This window comes from Rhizobium mayense (assembly GCF_030272705.1).
Lineage (GTDB): Bacteria > Pseudomonadota > Alphaproteobacteria > Rhizobiales > Rhizobiaceae > Rhizobium > Rhizobium mayense.
On sequence record NZ_JARFYM010000001.1, the window covers coordinates 521,903 to 539,848 of the forward strand.

Here is a 17,946-nt window from a genome sequence, read left to right on the forward strand (position 1 = left end):
TGGCTTTTGCAATGGCTGCTTTGAAGGAGCAAAATATTCATCTGCAGCAGCTGCGGGCCATAAGGCCGTTGCGCGAAAGAGGAAAAAGGGAGGAAAAGAACGATGGCCGCCGAGCTCACCACATCCCATCTCATAGACAGCGCCACGGACATCAAACGGCCGCCGCTACCCCAGACGACAGGGGAAATCACCAACACGCTGAACCATTATTACCGCGGCGAGCTCGCGCGGATGACCAGTTGGCGGGACCGTATCGACCGAACGTCGAACTGGGCGATCACCGTTGTGGCGGCGCTGCTTTCTGTATCATTGTCGACGCCGACGTCGCATCATGGCGTATTGCTGTTCGGCATGATGCTGATCACCTTGCTGCTGATGATCGAGGCTCGGCGCTATCGCTTCTTCGATGTTTATCGGGCGCGCGTGCGGCAGCTGGAACGCAGCTATTTTGCGCAGATCCTGGCGCCCGAAGCCGAGCTCAATCCCGACTGGGCGCTATCGATTGCCAAGAGCCTGCGTGCGCCGCGGGTTCTGCTCGGCTATTTCGAGGCTATGCAGCGGCGGTTGCGGCGGAACTATTGCTGGATGTATGCGATCCTGCTGCTGGCATGGATCCTGAAGATCTCGACGCCGAAGCTGCAAACGGAAGGCGCGCCGCAAAACCTGGCGCATTCGTGGACCTACATCGTCGACAATGCGGCACTTGGACCGGTCCCCGGCTGGGTGGTGATCGCTGCCGTGGTTTTGTTCTACGCCGTCATTCTCTATAGCACACTACGCCGCAGGACGGACGATGGCGATTTCGTCCATGGCGAAGCACATGTCTGATGGCTTGGCAAAACCAGGCTAGTGCAGAATGAACTCTCCCTTCATCGCCCGCCATTCGGTCGCGGAGATCAACCGGCGGTGTACATAGCGCACCGAATGCAGCGGCCCGTCGAGCTTCTCCTGCCAGAATTTCAGGAAGCCGCGCATCTCCGGGAAATTCGGGGCGAGATCGTAGTCCTGCCAGATATAGGTCTGCAGAAATTGCGGATGATCGGGCAGTCGGTAGAGGATCTGCGCCGTGGTCAGCCCATAGCCCTGCATCTGCTTTTGCATGTCGTTGTCCATGAGGTCTCTCTCTCCGTTCCCATTGTTCTTCGTGACTCTGATGTCACGGGAAAATGGAAACACCTCATGGTAAACCCAAGCTTCACAAAAGTGTTGCACAAAAAGATTTTTTTTCCAAAAAATCAATGTGATAGCAGCGTTGTGAGGCGAGTGCTGCTAATGGCCCTGACGGCGAAAGGAGACGCCGTCCAGGTGAAGATCAGCGTCTCAGATGGCGCGTCAGATAGGCTTCCATGCGCGCCCAGCCGTTGCGCATGATCTCGACGATGGACAGGTAGAAAATCGCTGCCCAGAGATAGGTTTGGTAGTCGTAGGTCTGCGAGAAGGCATAGCGCGTCTCGCCCATAAGGTCGTAGACAGTGATGATCGAAACGGTCGCCGAGCTCTTGATCAAGAGGATGATCTCGTTGCCGTAGGGGCGCAACGCCACGATCAACGCCTGCGGCAAGATGACCTTGTAGAAGGTGACGAGCTTGTGAAGGCCGAGAGAAGCTGCAGCCTCGCTTTGGCCGCGATGGACGCTCTGAATGGCGCCGCGAACAATCTCGGCCTGATAGGCGGCCGTGTTCAGTGTTATCGCAAACAATCCGCAGTAGAAAGGATCGCGGAAAAACCACCAGAGACCGATAGTCTCAAAGAAGCCGCGCGCCTGAGGAAAGCCGTAATAGACCATGAATATCTGCGCCAGCAACGGCGTGCCACGGAACAGATAGACGTAGCCATAGGTCAGGCTCCTCAAGATCTTGTTCGTCGACATCCTGGCGAAAGCGAGCGGAATCGAGAGTATCGCGCCGAGAATGAAAGAAAGCCCGACCAGCTTCACCGTGATCCAAAGACCATGCAGCAGGCGGGGGCCGAACCGGAAGAATTTTTCGTTGTCCCAGTTGGTGATCATCATCGCGATCAGCGCGATGCCGAGCAGTGCCCACAGTGCCAGGAAGAAATAACCGGCAATGCGGGCTTTCGAGACACCCTTCATTGCCTCTGGCGGTGCCGGTTGCGCCGGTATCAAAGCTTCAGCGTAGCTCATCGGCGAAACTCCGCACGTTTGGCCCAGCGTTCAAGGTAAGACAAACCAGCCGAGGAAATGATGGCGAGCACCAGATAGAGGGCGCAGGCCACCAGATAGAAGCGGAACGGGTCCTTGGTCGCCCGCACGGCAAGGCCCGTCTGGCGGATGATGTCGGCAAGCCCGATGACGGAAACGTAGGACGTGTCCTTCAGCAGGTTCATCCAGAGATTCCCGAGATTGGGGAGTGAAATGCGGATCAACTGCGGCAGGATGATCAGGCGCATGGTGCGGGCGCGGTGAAAGCCGAGGGCATCGCCTGCTTCATATTGCCCCTTGGGAATCGCCCTGAAGGCTGACAGCAAAACTTCCGAACAATAGGCGGAAAAGACGATCGAAAGGGCGATCATACCGGCGACAAAAGCATTGATCTCGACTTGTCCGGTGTAGCCCACGTATGCAAGGGCTGTCTGCAGCAGGATCTGTATGCCGTAATAGATGATGAACAGGGTCAGGAGTTCCGGCAGGCCGCGAAAGATGGTGGTGAACACGCCGGCGGCGAGCCGCAACGACTGCTCCTCCGATTGCTGCGCCAGCGCCACCAGAAAACCGACGACCAAACCGAGCGGTAATGTCAGGACAGCGATTGTGATGGTGATTTTCAGGCCGCCGGCGATCTCGTCGCCCCAACCGGTATCGCCGCAGGCCATGACGGTGTTCTGGCCGAACAGGGTGAAGAGCCCGGCCGGGCCACACAGTGGATCGAAGACGGTTTCGAGCCAGACCCATAAGGAACCAATCGCGGAAAACAATCCGCCCATACCATATTTCCCCTCGCAGCTTCTGCTGCGTTTCTCTTGTTCTTATATACTTTGTCAAACAAAAACGGCGGAAGAGCAAGCTTCCGCCGTCGTCTTTTCCCAAGGAATCGACGGCGATCACTCGCCGTAGACGTCGAAGTCGAAATACTTGTTCTGGATCTTCTTGTAGGTGCCGTCAGCGCGAATCGCAGCGATCGCAGCGTTGAACTTGTCCTTCAGCGCGGTGTCACCCTTGCGAAGGCCGATGCCGGCGCCGACACCGTTGATTTCCGGATCGATCTTCAGCGTGCCGAGCATCTTGCAGCAATTGCCGGCATCGGACTTGACCCATTCGGAGAGAACCACGACGTCGTCGATGACGGCATCAATACGACCGTTGGCGAGGTCGAGCTTGTATTCGTCCGGCGACGGATAGAGCTTCAGCTCGGCATCCTTCAGATGCGCGGTGGCGTAGTTTGCGTGCGTCGTCGAAGACTGCGCGCCGATGGTCTTGCCCTTCAGGGCCGCATCGGTCGCTTCGGTCACCGTCGAATCCTTCGGCACGGCAATGGCCGGCGGGGTGTTGTAGTACTTGTTGGTGAAGTCGATGGTCTTTTCACGCTCCGGCGTGATCGACATGGACGAGACGATGGCATCGAATTTCTTGGCCTGCAGGGCCGGAATGATGCCGTCGAAATCCTGGTTCACGAAGGTGCACTTGACCTTCATCTGATCGCAAAGCGCATTGGCGATATCGATGTCGAAGCCGACGAACTTGCCGGCGGCGTCGAGCGATTCGAATGGCGGATAGGTGGCGTCGGTGCCGATGACGATCGTATCGCCAGCAGCCAGCGCGCCGCCGGCGAAGAGCGACATCGCTGCGAGCGACGCAGCGGCAAAAAGACGAGTGGAGATGCGCATTTTTATCCTCTCTGTTGGCAGCCGGCGGCTGTTGTTCTTGATTGGCGGCCGGCCGGAATGGAGCGGGTGAGTGGCCCGCTTGGCTGAGATAATCGTACTTTTTTTTCGGAAATTGCAACTGGAATTACGAAGGCATATTTGCGCCGCACGCAGTGGCCCGAGCGGCTCGCATTAACCCGCAAACCTGAATGGCAACCGTCTGGCGCGTTCAGGCAGGGTTAATTCAGCTTGGCTAATCCTTTCTGAAGATATCGCTGCTTGCCGCGATTCGGCCCTAACGGCACCGAAAATCGGCCGGCATTGCGCGGCATCAGCTCCGAGGGCTGAGGTCCGTGATCCGGCGGATAACGATAAGAAAAGGAGACTTTACCTATGGGAAAGCGATCCAGACTATTTGCCAGTGCAGCATTTCCGCTGCTGTCCTTATCACTGGCATTCGAGCCGGCCGCTGCCACAGCGCTGCGCGAACAAGCCATCGCGCCAATAAGCAATGATGCCGCCAAATCGGTCGTCGCCAACGGCAATGCAAGTTTCGAAGTTGCGCAAGCGCAGCAAGCCCTGGACGGGCAGTCCGAAGAGGAGCTGAAAAAGCACAAGAAGCCAGGCGGTGCAGAGCAGGGCGAGCCGCAGGGCCAGAAGCATGAGGCCGCGCCGGCGCAGCAGGGCGGAGCCGAGCCGCAGCCTAAGATGAAGGGCGCACAGCCAGAAGCGCAGCCTGAACAGCCGAAGCCGGGCAAGCAGCAGGAAACACAGCAGCCCAAGGCGCTGCAGCCGCAGGCGGCGCCGGAGACCCAGCAGGCTCAACCAGAGCAAAAGAAGCACAAGCAGGACGCCGCCCAACAGCCAGCACCGCAGCCGGAGGCAGCACCGCAGACGAAGGCCGCTCAGCAACAAGCAGCCCCGGAAGTGCAGCCGCCGGCGCAGCCCGAGCTGAAGAAGCATCAGAAGCAGCAGCCGGCGGAACAGCAGGCCGCGCCCGCGCAGCAACAGGCGCCGGCTACGCAACAGTCTCAGAGCCAGCAGGCTCAGCCCGAGGCTCCGGCCCAGCCTGAACTGAAGAAACACCAGAAGCAGGGCCAACCGGCAGCACCGACCCAGCAACCGGCTGAACAGCAGGCTGCCCCGGCTCAACAGCCGGCGCCGGCCGTGCAACAACCTCAGACGCAGCAGGCTCAGCCTGGGACTCCAGCCCAGCCCGAACTGAAGACGCACCAGAAGCAGCAGGCGGCACCGGCACAGCAACCGGCGGAGCAGCAGACTGCGCCAGCTCAACAACAGGCGCCGGCAACGCAGCAGGCCGAGCCTGGCAAGCCGCAGGGACAGAAACCCAAGCTGTTGCCGAATGAACAGCAGGGCGGGCAACAGCCTGCAGCCAATCCAGGACAGCAGCCGGTTCAGAAGAGCCTGGGTCAGCAGGCTCAGCCGCAGAACCAGGCGGCTCCGCAGATGGGCAAACAACAGCAGCCGAATGTAGGAACCGCCGCGCCGGCGCAGGGCAATGCGACACAGGCACCCGCTAATGGCGCTGTGCAGCAGGGCGCCCAGACGGCCGCGCCCGTTGCTGGCGGGCAGGTTTCGCTGCAGGAATTGGAGCGCCGGAAGAAAGTCGCCGAAAATCCGGCGGCCAGCAATGAGACCGTTATTCTGCCGGTGCAGAATGGCGCTGCCGTGCTTGATAGCGACAAGGATACGGCTCGACGCGGCCTTCGTCAGGGTGGCCAAGCTCCCGGCGGCCAGTCGGGCCAGACACAGACTGGACAAGGACAGGTCATGCAGAGGCAGGCCGTGCAAGGCCAGAGCGCCCAGCCGCAACCGCAGCCCGCCTACAGCAAGCCACCGACGTCCGATGCCGAAGCGCAACGCGCGCTCGGCGGCCAGCAGCAACAGCCTCCAAGGATGGAAGCCATAACCAGCGAGCAGGGCCGACGGCTCGACCGCCGGCCGGATTTCGCGCCACCCGAAGGCGTCGCAGTCCAGCCGAACGGCAGTGGCAATCAGGGCGGTCGCGTCATCCTGAATATCGACAACACCTACGTCGTCCGTCATGACGACAGCGAGCGCTTCGTCCGCGACGGCGAACGTCCGATCTATGAGCAGCTTCCGCGCGATCGCTACCGTGAAACCATCGATCGTCCGGATGGCGATCGCATCATCACCGTGCGTAACCGCTATGGCGACGTCATTCAGCGCTCGCGCATCGATGCGCGTGGACGCGAATATGTGCTGTTCTATTCGCCGGAATTGGAGGATCAGCCGGACCATGATGATTATTTCCGCGATCCCGGCGACGAGTTGCCGCCGATGCGCCTGCGCATCCCGGTGAACCAGTACATCGTCGACACCGGCACGGATCGCGAGGCCGATTACTACGACTTCCTGCGCGAACCGCCGGTCGAGCCGGTCGAGCGGGTCTATTCGCTGAACGAAGTGCGTTATTCCGCCCGCATCCGCGACAAGGTGCGCCGTATCGACCTCGATACGATCACCTTTGCGACCGGCAGTGCGGAAATTCCGATGTCGCAGGCGAGCACGCTGCGCGGCGTTGCGGACGCCATGAGCAAGATCGTCAAGAAGGACCCGACCGAGACCTTCCTGATCGAGGGCCATACGGATGCCGTTGGTACTCCGGAAAGCAACCTGGTTCTTTCGGATCAGCGTGCCGAATCCGTCGCCAACGTGCTCACGGATGTCTACGGCATTCCGCCAGAAAACCTGGTGACCCAGGGATACGGCGAGCAATATCTGAAGGTAAACACGCAGGGGCCGGAGCAGGAAAACCGCCGCGTTACCATCCGCCGTGTTACGGCGCTGGTGCGCCCGGTCGCTTCGACCCAGTAAGTTCTTCGTGTCTCAAACGTGTGAGGCCGTCGGGAAACCGGCGGCCTTTCTCATTTGACCGGTTTGCCAAGGCCAACTGTAGCGGCAATGAAATCGGCGATCGCCAAGGTATCGTTGAGATCAAAGATGGGCAGTGCGCCGGCATCCTCCACCGGATGGTCGGCGGCAATGGCGACGATGTGCGGATCTTGCGGCGCCAACGGCACCCGGTTGGCAGCCTCGAGGCGGCGGGCTTCGATTTTCGGGATCGGTTCGCGCTTGTAGCCTTCAATCAGGATGAGATCGCACGGGGCGAGCCGCGCAAGGATTTCCTCGAAGCTCGGTTCCGGCTCGTCGCGCAGTTCGTGCATGATGGCGTAGCGCGTGCCCGAGACTATGGTGACTTCATGCGCTCCGGCTTCGCGATGGCGAAAACTGTCGGCTCCGACCTTGTCGATGTCGAAGTCATGGTGCGCATGCTTGATGGTCGAAATCTTGTAGCCGCGACGGGTGAATTCGGTGACGAGCCGCACCGCAAGCCCGGTCTTGCCGGAATTCTTCCAGCCGGCGATGCCGAAGATTTTGGGTCGTTTCGTGGTCATGGCGTCTGCTCCAATGCCGCGAGCCATGTCTCCGCGGCAATCAGGTCGTCTGGCGTGTTGATGTTGAAGAAGGGATCGAGGGGCCAGATCGGCGTTTGGATCGCAGCAAAGTCGATCGTTCGGACCGTATGGCGTGCGAGAAAATCCCGGACGCGCCGCTTGTCGTCCTTGAGAAGCCAGGTCTCGAGGTCGTCGGCGATGGTAACGGGCCAGAGGCCGAACACCGGATGATCGCGACCGAGCGACGCGGCAATCGCGATTTCGTCTCGGCCTGCGATCGCTTGAGCCAGCCGGGCGACCAGATCGATGGGGAAAAACGGACTGTCGACCGGCACGGTGACGATATGGGATGCATGCGGGTGCTTCACCATTGCATCGCGCATTGCGGTGAGCACGCCGGCCAGCGGCCCTAGCTTGCCGGAAGTCACGTCGGGAACCAGCCGAAGCCCTATCGTATCCGGCCAATCTGTATCCGCATTCAGGGCGACCGGCATCTTCTGCTGTTGTCCGATGCGGGCTGCAATGCGCCTCAGAAGTCTTTCTCCGCCGAGCAGGACAAACGCCTTGTTCGTGCCCATACGGCTGGAGCGGCCGCCGGCGAGCAGATAGGGCGGGACATCGGCGGGATCGGTGATGAAGCCGGGCATGCTGGCGACCTCAGGCGGGCACACGCGGCTCTGATTCCTGGGCGACATGCTCGGCCGCTTGCCGTTTGCTCTCGCGGTAGAATGTATAGAGACCGGAGGCGATGACAATGGCGGAGCCGATCATGGTCCAGGCATCCGGCATCTCGCCGAAAAACAGCAAGCCTAGCAACGCCGACCAGATGAGGCTCAGATAACGGAATGGCGCGACGAAGGAGATTTCGCCGGTGCGCATCGCCTGGATCACCGATTGATAGCCGACGAGCACGAGGATCGATGCGAGCAGGATGTGTGAGAATGAGGTGAGGCTGACCGGCTGCCAGCCGCCGAGCGGGACGATCGACAGGGCGCCGAAGACGGAGATCGAGATCGCGGTGCACACCGTGACCATAAGCGACGACACATCCTTGCTGACGCAGCGCGTCGCCAGATCGCGAGCGGCAGTGGCGAACATGCTGGCCACGACCAGAAGGGCCGCCGTGGTAAAACCATCGGGGCCGGGGCGGATGATGATGAGGACGCCTACAAAGCCGACGACGATTGCCGTCCAGCGCCGCCAGCCGACCGGCTCTTTCAGGAACAGGGCCGCGCCAAGGGTCACGGCGAGCGGCAGAGCCTGGAGAATGGCGGAGGCGTTGGCGATCGGCATCATGCCGAGCGCGGTGATATAGGTTGCCGCGGCAATCGCTTCGCAGACGACGCGCAGCGCGATCATCGGCTGCAGGATGACTTTCCAGGAGCGCAAGGCGCCCATATGCCGGGCAAGCAGATAGACGAAGATGCTGGTAAGGAGGCCGCGTAGAAACATGATCTGGCCAGCGTTCATCACGACGATGACCGATTTGGACAATGCATCGCTGCAGGAGAAACCGGCCATTGCTGCGGCCATGTAGAGCGCACCCTGCGTATTCTTCGTCCGCGGCATAAAAGCGATTCCCTAGATATATCAGCTCGATCTACTGTGCTTTTCGGTAAATTGGAATCATTGGTGGTGTAGCGCCGGTCAAATTCGGTTTTGCGCCGCAATGAATGTGTGAGCTGAGGGCGCGAAACTCGCGCCGAAATCGCGGATTGGGACAGAATTGCTGATTTTTCGAGGGCGATGCAACCTTTTGTGTCTGCGATTAATTCTTATTCAATCTTATTTCCCGAGGCTTTCCCGCGGTTTTGCATGAGGCAGAAGCACATACCGCAGCGCAGCAGGAATGACTGTCCCGCCTTCGCCGGATACCAGTTTGATTGGGGCGTGGCATGTTCTTCATTGATCGTCTTCTGCAAAGTCGCCGGATAGTGACAAAGGTTCTGATCTTCGTCGTGCCGCTGGTGGTGCTGATCGCCGGCGTCGGCCTGGTCGGCTACCACACGGCCAATATCCTCAACGGCCACATGACCGTGACGCGGGCAACGATCGAAAACATCAGCGATTTCGAGAATTTGCAGGCCGCTCTGCAGGAGTTCACCACATCGCCGTCCGAAGAGACGCGCGATGCGCTGGCCGGCAAGATCGATGCACAGGCAGCCGGCGTCCAGCGTCTGAGCGGCCTGCTCAGCGCTGATCAGCGCGCCAAGATCGCCGGGGTCAGCGACCTGGCCGGCAAGATGCACGCTCAGACGGCCACCCTCTGGAATATCAAGCAAAAGCAGGACAGCGATGTCGATTCGATCCAGAAGGCGGTGCTGGCCGTTGAAGCCGGCGCGAAGGCGACCGGCAAGCAGATCGATATCATCCGCAAGGACTTCAGCGACAAGGAGACCTTTGCGAAGGAACTGCTTTACGATGCCGCCGCCTATAAGGGCCTGTCGGAGAAGATGAGCAACCTGCGCATCCAGGTGCAGATGGCAGCCGATTCCGACGAGGAAATCTCCGATGCGCGGACCTACACCGATGCTATCCTGAAACAGGTCGCGACCTCGAAAGCCCTGGTCTCCAAGCGCGGCGCCGGGCTGGTCAACAGCGCGGCCGAGGCGGCCGATAAGCTCGATGCCGTCCTCAAGGGCAGTGGCACGTCCGACCAGAAGGTCGAGGCCATGGGGCCCATCCTGCAGAGCTTCGTGAAGATCGAAGGGGACATGACCCTGCAGTCGGCCAAAAACAGCGACACTGCCGCCGATCGCTTCGTCAGCCTCGACAAGATCATCGACGGCCAGAAGGAGCTGTTGGATCACGTCGATGAAGCGCTCGGCATTACCGATCGCCTGACGCTGCACGCATCACGTATGGAGAATGTCCGTGACGCCGCGTCGCGTGATGCGGTTATCGCGGATTTGAAGGACCTGCAGGGCGTTGGTGCGAAGATTTCGGCGCTCGGCCAGACCAATGCCACAATGCGCGACTTTGGCGCCCATACTCAGCCTTTGATCGACAACCTAACCAAGGGCTCGGCGGATCTGCTGCAGACTGCGGCCGACTGGAAAAAGACGCGTGTCGATTCCAATAGCCTGCTTGCGGATGCCATGACGTCGCTTCGCAGCTTCGTTGCGCAGGCACAGGAGATCGGCAAGGAAGACAGCGAGCGCTCCGCCAATGTCTCCGTCATTGCCATGATCCTCGGTACGCTGCTTGCCATTGTCGGCGGTCTGATGCTGGTGGAAACGCTGCGCGGGCCGTTGAAGCGGGTTACCGAGATCATGACGCGGCTCGCAAGCGGTGATCTGGAAGTGGCGATCGACGGCCGTAATCGCGGCGACGAGATCGGTGACATGGTGCGCTCCGTCACCGTCTTCCGGGATGCTGCCTTGGAGAACGTGCGGCTGGAGCGGGAGGCCGAGAGTGCTCGCGCTCTGTCGGCCGAGGAGGCTGCGCGCCGCGCGGCCGATCGCGCCCGTATCGAAGCGGAGCAGAAGCAGGCGCTGAATGCGCTGGCTGACGTTCTGGCCAAGCTTGCCGACGGCAATCTGGAAGAGGGCATGCGCGAAGACCTCTCCGCCGATTTCGTCGAAATGGCATTCACCTACAATCACGCTGTCGAAGCCTTGCGCGAGACCTTGACGGATGTCCGCCACACGGCCGAGGAGATCAAGGGCGGTACCGGCAATCTCGCCACGTCTGCCGACGATCTTGCGCGCCGCACCGAACAGCAGGCCGCGGCCCTCGAGGAAAGCTCACGGGCGCTGCATCGCTTGAGCGACGTCGTGCGCTCCACGGCTGACCGCGCGAAACAGACGGCCGTCTCGGTCAACGAGACCCAGGCCTATGCGACCCAATCCGGCGAAGTCGTCGCCAAGGCCGTCGGCGCCATGAGCGAGATCAACCGCTCGTCGGAAAAGATCGCCACCATCATCGGCGTCATCGACGAAATCGCCTTCCAGACCAACTTGCTCGCGCTGAATGCCGGCGTCGAAGCGGCTCGCGCCGGCGAGGCCGGTCGTGGTTTTGCGGTTGTCGCGCAAGAGGTGCGCGAACTGGCACAACGCTGCGCCAATGCGGCCAAGGAGATCAAGGGCCTGATTTCGGCAAGTTCCGCGCAGGTGCAGAATGGCGTCTATCTGGTCGAGCAGACCGGCGCGGCGCTGACCGAGATCATCGCGCACGTGACTGGCGTCCAGAAGCTGGTTGCCGACATTTCCGCCGCAACGACCGAGCAGTCGACCGGCATCGAGGAGGTGACGCGAGCTGTCGGCGAAGTCGAGCTGATCACGCAGAGGAATGCGGCGATGGTCGAAGAAAACAACGCCGAAATCCATGGTCTGCGCCAACGCGTCGACATGCTCTCCGACAAGATCGACCGTTTCCGCACGGGCGATAGCGACGAAACATACGAGTCCTACGGCGACGGCATGGACCGGTACCGCGCTGCCTAAGGCATTACTTTAGATAGCTGTGACAAATAATTGGAACGCCGGGCTTGTCGCCTGGCGTTTTTGTCGTGATTTCGGCCGAAATCAGCCGCCCGTGACGCTCATGTGTCGTGCAACAGCCGGCCTGTTATGGGTGCGGTCGATGATGAAATCGTGGCCCTTCGGCTTGCGGGTAATGGCCTCGTCGATGGCGGCGTAGACGAGCGCGTCGTCTTCACTGGCGCGCAGCGCCGTGCGCAGGTCGGCGGCGTCGTTCTGGCCGAGGCACATATAAAGCGTGCCGGTGCAGGTCAGGCGCACGCGGTTACAGCTCTCGCAGAAATTATGGGTGAGCGGCGTGATGAAGCCGAGACGACCGGCGGTTTCGGCGACTTCGACATAACGGGCTGGACCGCCGGTCTTGTAGGGGATGTCGTTCAGCGTGAATTGTTGTTCTAGATCAGCGCGCAATTTGGAGAGTGGCAGGTAGCGATCGGTGCGATCTTCTTCGACCTCGCCCATCGGCATCGTTTCGATGACCGTCAAATCCATGCCGCGGCCATGTGCAAAGCGCAGCAGTTCCGGTATCTCGGCCTCGTTGAAATCCTTGAGCGCCACGGCATTAAGCTTGATTTTCAGGCCGGCCGTCTGCGCAGCGTCGATACCTTCCATCACTTTGGAGAAATCGCCCCAGCGGGTGATGGCGTGGAATTTATCGGGATCGAGCGTGTCGAGCGAGACGTTGATGCGGCGCACGCCGCAATCATAGAGTTCTTCGGCATAGCGGGAGAGCTGCGAGCCATTGGTGGTCAGCGTCAGCTCGTGGAGGTCGCCGTTTTGAACGCGCTTGCCGAGCTCGCGCACCAGAAACATGATGTTCTTGCGCACCAGCGGCTCCCCGCCGGTCAGGCGAATCTTGCGGACGCCTTTGGCAATGAAGGCGGAACAGATCCGGTTCAGCTCTTCCAGCGTCAGCAGATCCTTCTTCGGCAGGAACGTCATATGTTCCGCCATGCAATAGGTGCAGCGGAAATCGCAGCGATCGGTCACGGAGACGCGCAAATACGTGACCGCGCGCCCGAAAGGGTCGATCATCGGTGATGTATCCGCCACCAGCGGCGATCCGTTGCCTATCGTGCCGACAATGCTGTTCACGAAAACCTCCGTTGTCATGTTAATGTGTGCATAGGCGATTGTTGCGTCAAGGGAAATGCATTTTCGAAGGCACTTGCGCGTGAAAGGGTCGCGGCCTACTTCTCCGGATACGCATTGAAACGCATGGGGAAATCGATGAGCGACGTCTGGCCAACTGAATTGAGAGTATCGAAGGACCGCCATCATCTGGTGGTGAGCTTCAGCGACGGCGCGAAATTCGATCTATCGGCGGAAATGTTGCGCGTCCTCTCGCCATCAGCGGAGGTGCAGGGGCACGGACCGGGGCAGAAGATCACCGTGCCGGGCAAACGCAATGTCGGGATCATGTCGATGACGCCCACCGGCAACTACGCGGTGCGCATCGGCTTTGACGACATGCACGATACCGGCATTTTCACCTGGGCCTATCTGCGTGAACTCGGCGAGAAGGGTCCGGAGCTTTTCGCGGCCTATGAGGCTGAACTGAAAGAAAAGGGCTTGAGCCGCGACGTCGCAGGCAAACCGCATTAGCGTTTTCAGCACAGGGGGACAGGCATGGCAGGCGGGTATCCGGGAAGCTGGCTGCGCGCCAAAGGCAGCAAAAGCGAAAGCAGGGTCTCTTTTGTCGAATTGTTTTTCGACCTCGTTTTCGTCTTCTCGATCTCGCAGCTTTCGCATGCGCTCGCCGATCATTTCACGCCCCTCGGCGCGCTCGAAGCCTGCATGTTGATTTTTGCCGTCTGGTGGGTCTGGATTTTCACCGCCTGGGTAACGAACTGGCTCGATCCCGACCGTATGCCAGTGCGTATTATGCTTTTCGTCCTGATGTTTGCCGGACTCGTTCTCTCAGCGTCGATTCCTGGTGCGTTTGCCGAGAAAGCTATTTTCTTTGCTGGCGCCTATGTGTTCATGCAGGTTGGTCGTTCGTTATTCACGGTCTATGCTCTCAAGGATGTCAGCCCCGGCAATCATCGCAATTTCATTCGCATCACCTGCTGGCTGGTATTGTCTGGCATCTTCTGGATCGCCGGCGCTGTGATGGAAGGCGAGACACGCGTATCGCTATGGCTGGCCGCACTGGCCATCGAATATGCTGCTCCCGCCTTTGGCTTTGCTGTTCCCGGGTTTGGCAAGTCGACCGCGGCGGATTGGGATGTTTCCGGCGCGCATCTTGCCGAGCGCTGCGCGCTCTTCATTATCCTCTGTCTGGGCGAAGCGATCCTGCAGGCGGGTAAAACATTTGCCGAACAGCCGCTCTCACCACTGATCGTCACGGTATTTATTACCGTCTTCGTTGGCACCGTCGCGATGTGGTGGATCTATTTCCAGTTCGGCCATGAACGTGCCGCACATCGCATCGAACAGGACGAGACGCCCGGCAGCCTGGCGCGGCAAGCTTTCACCTATGCGCATATCCCGATTCTTGCCGGCATCATCCTGAGCGTCGTCGGCGATGAGTTTCTGTTCTCGCATCCCCACGACCAAGCCGATCTGTATGCGAGCGCAGCGATCCTTGGTGGACCGGCGGTATTCCTAATCGGCAATCTCTGGTTCAAAGGGGCGACGACCGGCCGGCCACCGCTGTCGCATCTCGCCGGCCTTGCCGGGTTGGCGCTGCTGCTTCTTGCGCTCTCCCAGATCGATGTCTACCAGCTGGGTATCCTTGCAACAGCCGTGCTTGTCGTCGTGGCGATCTGGGAGTTCGCCTCGCTGACCCGCGCCGTGCCGTTGGCCAGGCCGCCGAGCAATCACTGATCTTCAGCTACTTCCAGAGGTTCGCGCTCTTCCTGCAGCAACAGGCTGACGATGCGTTCCATATGCGCCGTCATAATGTCACATTCGTCGAGCGGTGCGTCCGAGAGCATACGGTCGATCAGATCGGTCTGGATGGCCATGGCCTCTAACGTGACGCGCCGGCCTTCCTCGGTCAGATAAAGCCGCAACACGCGCTTGTCGTGCTTGTCGCCGCGGCGTTCGATCAGGCCGCGTTTTTCCATTTGAGGCAACAGCATGCTCATGTTGGAGCGACCGACCAGCAGCTTGCGGGCCAACTCCCGCTGCGAAATGCCTTCGAAGCGGAAGAGATTGACGAGAATGTCGAGATGCGGCGGCTTGATGTCGAGATGGACGAGCGCCCGGCCGAGCGACTGTTGCATGAGTTGGCAGGCGCGGGCAACAGCGATCCAGCTGCGAAAGCGTGGATGGTCCCAGGGCAGGGATTGATTTTTGTTCATCGTTGTACTTTATTGTTCATGATTGAACATTATTGGATTCCCACTATGCCATCCTTTGCGCTTAAGGTCACTCGGCTGGGGTTGTCCAGCCTTAGCCGCATTTCACCGCGACTTACCGGCAAGGCTGCCTTCAAGCTCTTCTGTCTGACGCCGTCGCGTGGGCCTTCGGGCGCCAAGGCAGAGGCCGCGTTTGCTGCCGGTAGGGCGCGTCTGAGTTCCGCCGAGGAGATCATGCTCTCCTTTCAGGGCGGACAGGCAATGACCTATCGTTTCAACGGCGGCGCCAAGGGCCGGCGCAAGCGCTTCCTTGTCGTTCATGGATGGGGCTCGAGCAGTGAATATATGTCGGAACTCGCCGCTTTTCTCGCGAGTACAGGTGCCGAGGTGATCTCGCTGGACTTGCCGGGTCATGGCCGGTCGCCTGGGCGCTTTCTCAATGTGCGCCTCGCCGTTTTGGCCATTGCCGCGGCAAAGGAGCGATTCGGCGCATTCGATGCGACCATTGGCCATTCCTTCGGGGGCGCTTCTATCGCCATTGCCGCGGCCGGTTTTCTGCCCGGCATCGAGCCGGTCCTGCCGGATAGCCTTGTGCTGATCGGCGCGCCGAGCGCGATGGCTTGGCTATTTACCGACTTCGGCAGGCTGATGGAGCTCGATCCAGCGACGCAGGCGGCACTTGAGGCGGAGGTTAGTCGTATCACCGGCAGGAGACTCCAAGAGTACGACGCCAGCCGCGGCATTCGCGACCTCGGTAGGCCGGTGCTTGTCATTCACGCCGAGGACGACAAGGAAGTCAGTTCCAATCATGCCCGAGCCTACGCCGCCGCCGGCGATCATGTTCGTCTTTTTTGGGCGAACGGCTTCGGCCATCGCCGCATCGTCAGCGCCGCCCCCGTGCTGGAGGCAATCGGCGAATTCCTGGCGGAAGCGCCGGCGTCCGCAGGGCGAGAAAATGCGCTCGAAACTAACGGCGAATCGGTGATATCGTTTCGTCGGACGTCGGTGCGACGCGTGTCATAGCCGCATCGCGCCTTGCGTCTAACCGCCGATATCTGGATCCAAAAGACGTGAGGGAACATGCGGATCATCACTTCCGTTGAAGAATTGAATGAGCTCTATGGAGGCGCGAGCGAGGCAGCGATCGCCAAGGTGACGACTGCGCTGACACCGCTTTATCGCCAGATGATCGAAGCATCGCCTTTCGTGGCGCTGGCGACGGTCGGTCCGGAAGGGCTGGATTGCTCACCGCGCGGCGATATCGGTGGCGTCGTGCGCGTACAAGACGACAAGACGCTGCTGCTTCCCGATTGGCGCGGCAACAATCGCGTCGATTCGCTGGCCAACATCGTCCGTGATCCCCGAATTGCACTGATGTTCCTGATCCCGGGCTCGAACACCACCATGCGCGTCAACGGCCGTGCCGTCATCTCCATTGAAGAGAGCCTGCTGGCGAGTTTCGAGATGGAGGGCAAGCATCCGCGCAGCGTCGTGGTGATCACCATCGACGAGGTCTATTTTCAATGCGGGAGGGCGGTGATGCGTGCCGAACTCTGGAAGGCGGAGACATTTGTCGATCCGGCAAGCCTCCCGACGCCCGGTATGCTGTCGAAAGCGGTGAGGGGAGATTTCGATCACGAGACCTATGATCGTGAATGGCCGGCGCGAGCCGCCAACAGCATGTGGTAACAAATATCCGCCGGCGTGCCCAAGGAAGGCGGCGCCGGCGGATTAGTATCGGCTGCGATTTCAGGTCTTGTAGATGAGCCAGCTCTTGGTGAAATCTTTCTGCATGCCGTCCTGATAGATATAGCTGCAGTTGCGTCCGGCATTCTTGGCGCAATAGAGCGCAATGTCGGTCTTGCTGTAGAGTTCACCGGGGTCCGCGGCTTCCGAGGCCATGCAGATGCCGATCGAGATGGTGATCGGCCCGTAATTCACCTTAGTGCGGGAGTTCTTAAACGGCGTTGCTTCCAGCGTGCGGCGGATGCGCTCGCAAATCGCCATGACCTCTTCCGAGGTATTGCCTTCCAGGATCAGCGCGAATTCCTCGCCGCCGGTGCGGGCGACGAAGGCCTCGCGGCGGACATTGGCGCGGATGAGGGAGGCGACGGTGGCGAGGATCTTGTCGCCGACCGGATGACCGTATGTGTCGTTGATCTTCTTGAAATGATCGATATCGGCCAGCACCAGCGCCGTCACGGGCCGGGCCATCGGATTGTCGAAGATGGCGGCCAGTCGATCATCGAAGGCGCGGCGATTGGAGAGCCGCGTCAGAGAGTCGGTATTGGCGATGCGCTTATATTCATCCAGTTCCTTGCGGACCTGGTCCATTTCGTGGCTGCGCTGGGCGACGTTCTCGACGGTTTTTTCACCGTGCGCCATGGTGTCGCCGGTCGCTTCCGCCAGGAAGTCGATGGCGCTGCGTAGCAGGTCGACGCTGTTGTTGTTCTTGGACGTGATGCGTTCGCAGGTTTCGCCGAGCAGCCGATTGTAGCTTTCCAGCGAGGTTTGTTCTTGTCGCAGCGTGCGCAGCACGCCGTCGAGTTCAGCGATCAGGCGGGCGTGCGCGTCATCGAAGACGCGGCTGGCATGGTGGTCGAAATACTGAGCGCCAAGTGCGTCCAGTTCTTCTTGGGTAGCGTTGCTGCCGAGTGCGGCGAGCTCGCGGGTCAGGGCAGGGTTGGAACCAATATAGGCTTCGTAGAAAAGTTCATAATTGCGCGGGATCGGCGCGACCCCCATGGATCGCATGGCATAGGTAATCTGTCCTGCCACGTCGGGAACTTGCGCCTTGGGCGCAACTACCGTACTCATCGGCGAACTCCATAAAATGATTTAGTAAAAGCACTATTTTTAGTTAGCCTAAGATCCTTTGAAAAAGATTAAGGCAATGAA

The 17,946-nt window shown here is 60.0% G+C and carries 17 protein-coding genes; 7 read left to right on the top strand and 10 right to left on the bottom strand.

What is annotated here, in order from left to right:
• Window positions 1-102 precede the first annotated feature (102 nt).
• Window positions 103-828 (top strand): DUF2270 domain-containing protein, encoded by a 726-nt coding sequence (locus tag PY649_RS02570; protein WP_285866530.1) that lies wholly within the window; start codon window positions 103-105, stop codon window positions 826-828.
• 18 nt (window positions 829-846) lie between these two features.
• Here PY649_RS02570 and PY649_RS02575 read toward each other — a convergent pair whose 3' ends face one another.
• From PY649_RS02575 to PY649_RS02590, 4 genes are all read right to left on the bottom strand, one after another.
• Window positions 847-1,113, bottom strand: coding sequence for an usg protein (locus PY649_RS02575; RefSeq protein ID WP_285866531.1), 267 nt, complete (start codon window positions 1,111-1,113; stop codon window positions 847-849).
• A 199-nt stretch (window positions 1,114-1,312) separates the two neighbouring features.
• Entirely contained in the window at window positions 1,313-2,143 is an 831-nt protein-coding gene (locus tag PY649_RS02580) for an ABC transporter permease (RefSeq protein WP_285866532.1), read from the bottom strand.
• Window positions 2,140-2,943, bottom strand: coding sequence for an ABC transporter permease (locus PY649_RS02585; RefSeq protein ID WP_285866533.1), 804 nt, complete (start codon window positions 2,941-2,943; stop codon window positions 2,140-2,142). The genes PY649_RS02580 and PY649_RS02585 overlap by 4 nt, the downstream gene beginning before the upstream one ends.
• A 117-nt stretch (window positions 2,944-3,060) precedes the next feature.
• Entirely contained in the window at window positions 3,061-3,843 is a 783-nt protein-coding gene (locus PY649_RS02590; protein WP_285866534.1) for an ABC transporter substrate-binding protein, read from the bottom strand.
• A 372-nt stretch (window positions 3,844-4,215) separates the two neighbouring features.
• Between PY649_RS02590 and PY649_RS02595 the strand changes: the two genes are divergently transcribed.
• Window positions 4,216-6,681, top strand: coding sequence for an OmpA family protein (locus PY649_RS02595; protein ID WP_285866535.1), 2,466 nt, complete (start codon window positions 4,216-4,218; stop codon window positions 6,679-6,681).
• A gap of 50 nt (window positions 6,682-6,731) precedes the next feature.
• Here the strand turns inward: PY649_RS02595 and mobB are convergent, their stop codons facing one another.
• The 3 genes from mobB to PY649_RS02610 are packed head-to-tail and all read right to left on the bottom strand — an operon-like array spanning window position 6,732 to window position 8,831.
• The gene (gene mobB, locus PY649_RS02600; RefSeq protein WP_285866536.1) at window positions 6,732-7,262 is read right to left on the bottom strand and encodes a molybdopterin-guanine dinucleotide biosynthesis protein B; all 531 of its coding nucleotides are present in this window, start codon (window positions 7,260-7,262) and stop codon (window positions 6,732-6,734) included.
• Window positions 7,259-7,909: a molybdenum cofactor guanylyltransferase MobA gene (gene mobA / locus PY649_RS02605; protein ID WP_285866537.1), complete on the bottom strand. Its 651-nt coding sequence runs from the start codon at window positions 7,907-7,909 to the stop codon at window positions 7,259-7,261. Before mobA ends, mobB begins: the two co-directional genes overlap by 4 nt.
• Window positions 7,910-7,919: 10 nt before the next feature.
• On the bottom strand, window positions 7,920-8,831 hold the full coding sequence (locus PY649_RS02610) for a DMT family transporter (RefSeq protein ID WP_285866538.1): 912 nt from the start codon (window positions 8,829-8,831) through the stop codon (window positions 7,920-7,922).
• A gap of 326 nt (window positions 8,832-9,157) precedes the next feature.
• Here PY649_RS02610 and PY649_RS02615 point away from each other — a divergent pair, with 326 nt between their 5' ends.
• Window positions 9,158-11,707: a methyl-accepting chemotaxis protein gene (locus tag PY649_RS02615; RefSeq protein ID WP_285866539.1), complete on the top strand. Its 2,550-nt coding sequence runs from the start codon at window positions 9,158-9,160 to the stop codon at window positions 11,705-11,707.
• An 81-nt stretch (window positions 11,708-11,788) separates the two neighbouring features.
• Here the strand turns inward: PY649_RS02615 and moaA are convergent, their stop codons facing one another.
• On the bottom strand, window positions 11,789-12,838 hold the full coding sequence (moaA, locus tag PY649_RS02620) for a GTP 3',8-cyclase MoaA (RefSeq protein WP_285866540.1): 1,050 nt from the start codon (window positions 12,836-12,838) through the stop codon (window positions 11,789-11,791).
• Between the two features lie 135 nt (window positions 12,839-12,973).
• Here moaA and PY649_RS02625 point away from each other — a divergent pair, with 135 nt between their 5' ends.
• On the top strand, window positions 12,974-13,348 hold the full coding sequence (locus tag PY649_RS02625) for a gamma-butyrobetaine hydroxylase family protein (RefSeq protein WP_285866541.1): 375 nt from the start codon (window positions 12,974-12,976) through the stop codon (window positions 13,346-13,348).
• 24 nt (window positions 13,349-13,372) lie between these two features.
• Window positions 13,373-14,572 (top strand): low temperature requirement protein A, encoded by a 1,200-nt coding sequence (locus PY649_RS02630; protein ID WP_285866543.1) that lies wholly within the window; start codon window positions 13,373-13,375, stop codon window positions 14,570-14,572.
• On the opposite strand, the gene PY649_RS02635 is transcribed toward PY649_RS02630, so the two are convergent.
• A complete protein-coding gene (locus PY649_RS02635) occupies window positions 14,566-15,051 on the bottom strand; it encodes a MarR family winged helix-turn-helix transcriptional regulator (RefSeq protein ID WP_285866544.1) in 486 nt (161 codons plus the stop codon). The genes PY649_RS02630 and PY649_RS02635 overlap by 7 nt on opposite strands.
• Window positions 15,052-15,096: 45 nt before the next feature.
• Here PY649_RS02635 and PY649_RS02640 point away from each other — a divergent pair, with 45 nt between their 5' ends.
• Both PY649_RS02640 and PY649_RS02645 read left to right on the top strand, forming a co-directional pair.
• Window positions 15,097-16,071, top strand: a complete 975-nt coding sequence (locus tag PY649_RS02640) for an alpha/beta hydrolase (protein ID WP_285866545.1) — start codon at window positions 15,097-15,099, stop codon at window positions 16,069-16,071.
• Between the two features lie 57 nt (window positions 16,072-16,128).
• Entirely contained in the window at window positions 16,129-16,737 is a 609-nt protein-coding gene (locus tag PY649_RS02645; protein ID WP_285866546.1) for a pyridoxamine 5'-phosphate oxidase family protein, read from the top strand.
• A gap of 60 nt (window positions 16,738-16,797) precedes the next feature.
• On the opposite strand, the gene PY649_RS02650 is transcribed toward PY649_RS02645, so the two are convergent.
• Window positions 16,798-17,865, bottom strand: coding sequence for a GGDEF domain-containing protein (locus PY649_RS02650; RefSeq protein ID WP_285866547.1), 1,068 nt, complete (start codon window positions 17,863-17,865; stop codon window positions 16,798-16,800).
• Window positions 17,866-17,946: the final 81 nt, after the last annotated feature.